General features: G+C 42.0%; 5 protein-coding genes. All 5 read right to left on the bottom strand.

Features of this window, described 5'->3' with window-relative positions; genetic code table 11:
- Positions 1-545 precede the first annotated feature (545 nt).
- On the bottom strand, positions 546-965 hold the full coding sequence (locus OU793_RS23895; protein WP_129194448.1) for a Spy/CpxP family protein refolding chaperone: 420 nt from the start codon (positions 963-965) through the stop codon (positions 546-548).
- 157 nt (positions 966-1122) lie between these two features.
- Complete coding sequence (locus OU793_RS23890) at positions 1123-1296, bottom strand: hypothetical protein (protein WP_017449264.1); 174 nt, start codon at positions 1294-1296, stop codon at positions 1123-1125.
- Positions 1297-1962: 666 nt separating this feature from the next.
- A complete protein-coding gene (locus tag OU793_RS24960) occupies positions 1963-2079 on the bottom strand; it encodes a hypothetical protein (protein ID WP_323743475.1) in 117 nt (38 codons plus the stop codon).
- Positions 2072-2413, bottom strand: a complete 342-nt coding sequence (locus OU793_RS23885; protein ID WP_228490421.1) for a recombinase family protein — start codon at positions 2411-2413, stop codon at positions 2072-2074. The genes OU793_RS24960 and OU793_RS23885 overlap by 8 nt, the downstream gene beginning before the upstream one ends.
- Positions 2414-2540: 127 nt before the next feature.
- A partial coding sequence (locus OU793_RS23880; RefSeq protein WP_274647881.1) for an OmpA family protein occupies positions 2541-3122 on the bottom strand: 582 nt, incomplete at its 5' end.

Here is a 3122-nt window from a genome sequence, read left to right as displayed (position 1 = left end):
GAAGCTTGAAGAGTTAAAAGGTGTGTTTGGTTTGCTTGATGAGGCAGGTAAGCTCGGCGCTTTTCAAGATAGTTGTCACTAGTTGCTTGTTAATTAAGCAACCTCTTTTTCTGGATTTAGATGAACGTCACCAACTGGTTTGCAGTTCCTGATTTCTCCTGACCAACGTTCAGGATTTTGCTCTCGGCGTATCTCTAGAACTGCCGCTCTAAAGAAGCAAATAGACCCAATGACTTGGATCTATTTTTCATTTGCTATTCGTTACGTTGTCTTTTATCACTATAACTGTGATACGCCAAGTGTCCGTCTTTTACTCGAAATGACAAGCCTCGAACGTTTCGATTATAACCCGAATGTCTCACTACAAGAGCTTCTAAATGGTGGTGTTTGTTAAGTTTATGATTCATCCGAACCTGAACTCCCCCCAATAGCCCTTTAACTCGTGCTTACTCATGTCTATGAATTTTTATCTTAAAAATGCTTTGCATTGAACGAGTGCTGCCTTTAGTTGGATGGTGTCAGCGTCGCATCAATAATGTTTAGTGTTACTTACTGGCTTGGTGACGTTTGGCTAGCTCATCTTTTTGTTGTTGGGTCAGAACGTTGTAGGTAGCGTTATCTGCTTTGGCTTGGAGTAACTCCATTTCAAGCTGTTGATTGGCCATCTTTTGCAGGAATACACGGGTCTTTGCTTCATCAAACGAGGACGCTTTTAGGAGAGTTTCCCATTCTTTGGTGTCTTTTTGAATATCTTCGATAGCGGGTTGTTTGGCATTTATCTGCGTCATGTACTGATTTCGAATATTCGCCATTTCTTGCAGTTGAGCTGCGCTGATGTCATCAAGTCCAAATGGCTTGAGTACCTGTTGAGTTTGAACCGGTTGAGCAGGGTTGTCTTTGGGAGCGTCGGCTAGAGTTTGATAACTGGCTAACGAGAGAAGAAGAGTAAAAAAATAACGTTTCATAGTAAACTCTAAGTTTAGTTCGTTTTTGACAAATACGGCGATTAGAGCAGAGAGGTTATCGTAAGGTTCCTTTTTTGTTCTTCTTACCATTGAGAATCCAATCCGTTAACCATTCACCTTGTACTTCGTCATCTTTTTGAGGCCACATTTGCGGTGTTTAATGCAGCGTGTGTATGGCTGCTCGCTTAAACTGCTTATCTTTTTTGTATTGTTCGAGTAAGCGAGGGGTTTGTGAAAGAATACAGCGGACATAAACCGTTCCACTTGAGAACTCGGCCTCAACCATGACCAGCGGATGCTTGGTCTTCGATTTGATCGTCATCGTTATCATAGGACGTTCCTTGTTATTGGGTGTGACTAGTATCCCATTAAAATCGAGGCGCTTGTTGGGAAATGACAAGCGTTTTATCTATCACCCAGCCATTCATTCTGTATATGACGCTCTTATTTCTCGCTTGCTCAGAGCCGAAATTTTATCTATCACCCAGCCATTCATTCTGTATATGACGCTCTTATTTCTCGCTTGCTCAGAGCCGAAAGTCACTCGAGTCGTTCCCCCTTTTGACAAACTCCTATTATAAGAGTGGTAGATAAACCTTGGTCAAGAGATCGCTCTCGTCTCATTCGTACAAATAAGCGACTAAAACACTTAGAGATAAATAAAACGTTTAGCAAAAGTTTATCGACACTGATTCACTCTCAGCTGGAGATTGAGTCTGAAGAACGCATTATTTTCACTTGGATAATTAAAAAAGCGAAGTAATGCAGTAAAACATAATGCTAAGGTTTAGTATGGCTTCACTTCCTTACGCAGAGCTAACAAAGCGGCGACTTTGCGTGGCTATATTGTTTTGGTACAGATGGTTGTAATCTCTATGTAAGCATCTCGTACCTTAACCAAGAGCAGTTTGTGGATGATTCTGCTCTTGGTTCCATCTTTTTGGATGAACAGCACTGTCGATAATTAAAGTTATGTTTTGACTGCCTCGCCTCCCTCCTAGGGTGAGGCTTTTTTTATTTTATATGCGATTTTGTAAGCCTTTGCTCGTTGAACGGTCGATACACCACATTGCAATTGCGTCGCGACTGCCCTAATGGATAACCCGTCATCCAAAAGCTGATTGATTTCGCTGTAACGTCCTATATTTATCGTTTCTTCCGAAACGACCCCCTTTTTCTTTCGCTTTGGCGATACCCTCTAAGCGACGTTCGTTGATGATCGCACGTTCAAATTCTGCAACCGCGCCAAGCATGTTCAACATTAGGTCTTGAAACGCATTTTTTTCACTAGTGAAAAGCAGGTTTTCTTTATGAAATTGTATTGAGCATTTTTTAGCTGTGACTTCATCGATCAGCATTCTGAGATCTTTTAAATTTCGGGCGAGGCGGTCGATGGAATGAACATTGATGTGATCGCCTGGTTGAATGAATCGCAGTAATGCTTCCAATTCCGGTCGTTGCGTATTGAAACATAAATTAATAGGGGAATGTCTATTGATGCGTTATTAGTGTTCCGGGGGATAAAAAGCCAGCAAGGTTTGCTGGCTTTATAGGTCATTATTCAATGTGGATTAATTATTCTGCTACCTGTTCAGTAGTTTGATATTGAAATGCAGGCACGACAATTTCAACACGACGGTTAGCTTTACGGCCTTGACGAGTTTCATTAGTTGCTACTGGATTGGCTTCACCCAATCCACGAACCGTCATGCGTTCATCAGCAATACCTTGTGCTTTGAATTGATCCGCGACCGATTGAGCTCGTTTCTCTGTGAGTTGTTGGTTATACGCATCTGAGCCGGTGGTATCACTGTAGCCAGTAATTTCTACGCGAGCTTGCGGATAGGTGTTCATCAGTTCAACCGTTTCAGTGACTGGGGTTGTGTCTTTTAACGTTGAGCCTTCTAGGTCAAATTGAACGGTTTTGGTTTGCATTGGATAATCATGATCAATCACTTGTGTTACCGGGCGACTTTCTATGACGTCTTCAACGGGCGCTGGTGCTACAGATGCTTCTTCTGTGCTGAACGTGTAGTTGAAACCAATACCAAAGTAATCACTGTCTAGGTTATCAATTACATTATCTGACATGTCTTGGTAGCGTTGATATTCTGCGCGTAGGCTCCAGTTTTCATCGATCTTATATTCTGCACCTAA

Origin of the sequence: Vibrio sp. VP6 (assembly GCF_028823755.1) — a bacterium.
GTDB classification, from domain to species: domain Bacteria; phylum Pseudomonadota; class Gammaproteobacteria; order Enterobacterales; family Vibrionaceae; genus Vibrio; species Vibrio parahaemolyticus.
This window is presented reverse-complemented; position numbering and strand designations above follow the sequence as displayed.

Bases quoted from the DNA above. Each gene is read 5' to 3' on its own strand.
- OU793_RS23895 (WP_129194448.1), bottom strand. From the start codon at position 965: ATGAAACGTTATTTTTTTACTCTTCTTCTCTCGTTAGCCAGTTATCAA.
- OU793_RS23890 (WP_017449264.1), bottom strand. From the start codon at position 1,296: ATGATAACGATGACGATCAAATCGAAGACCAAGCATCCGCTGGTCATG.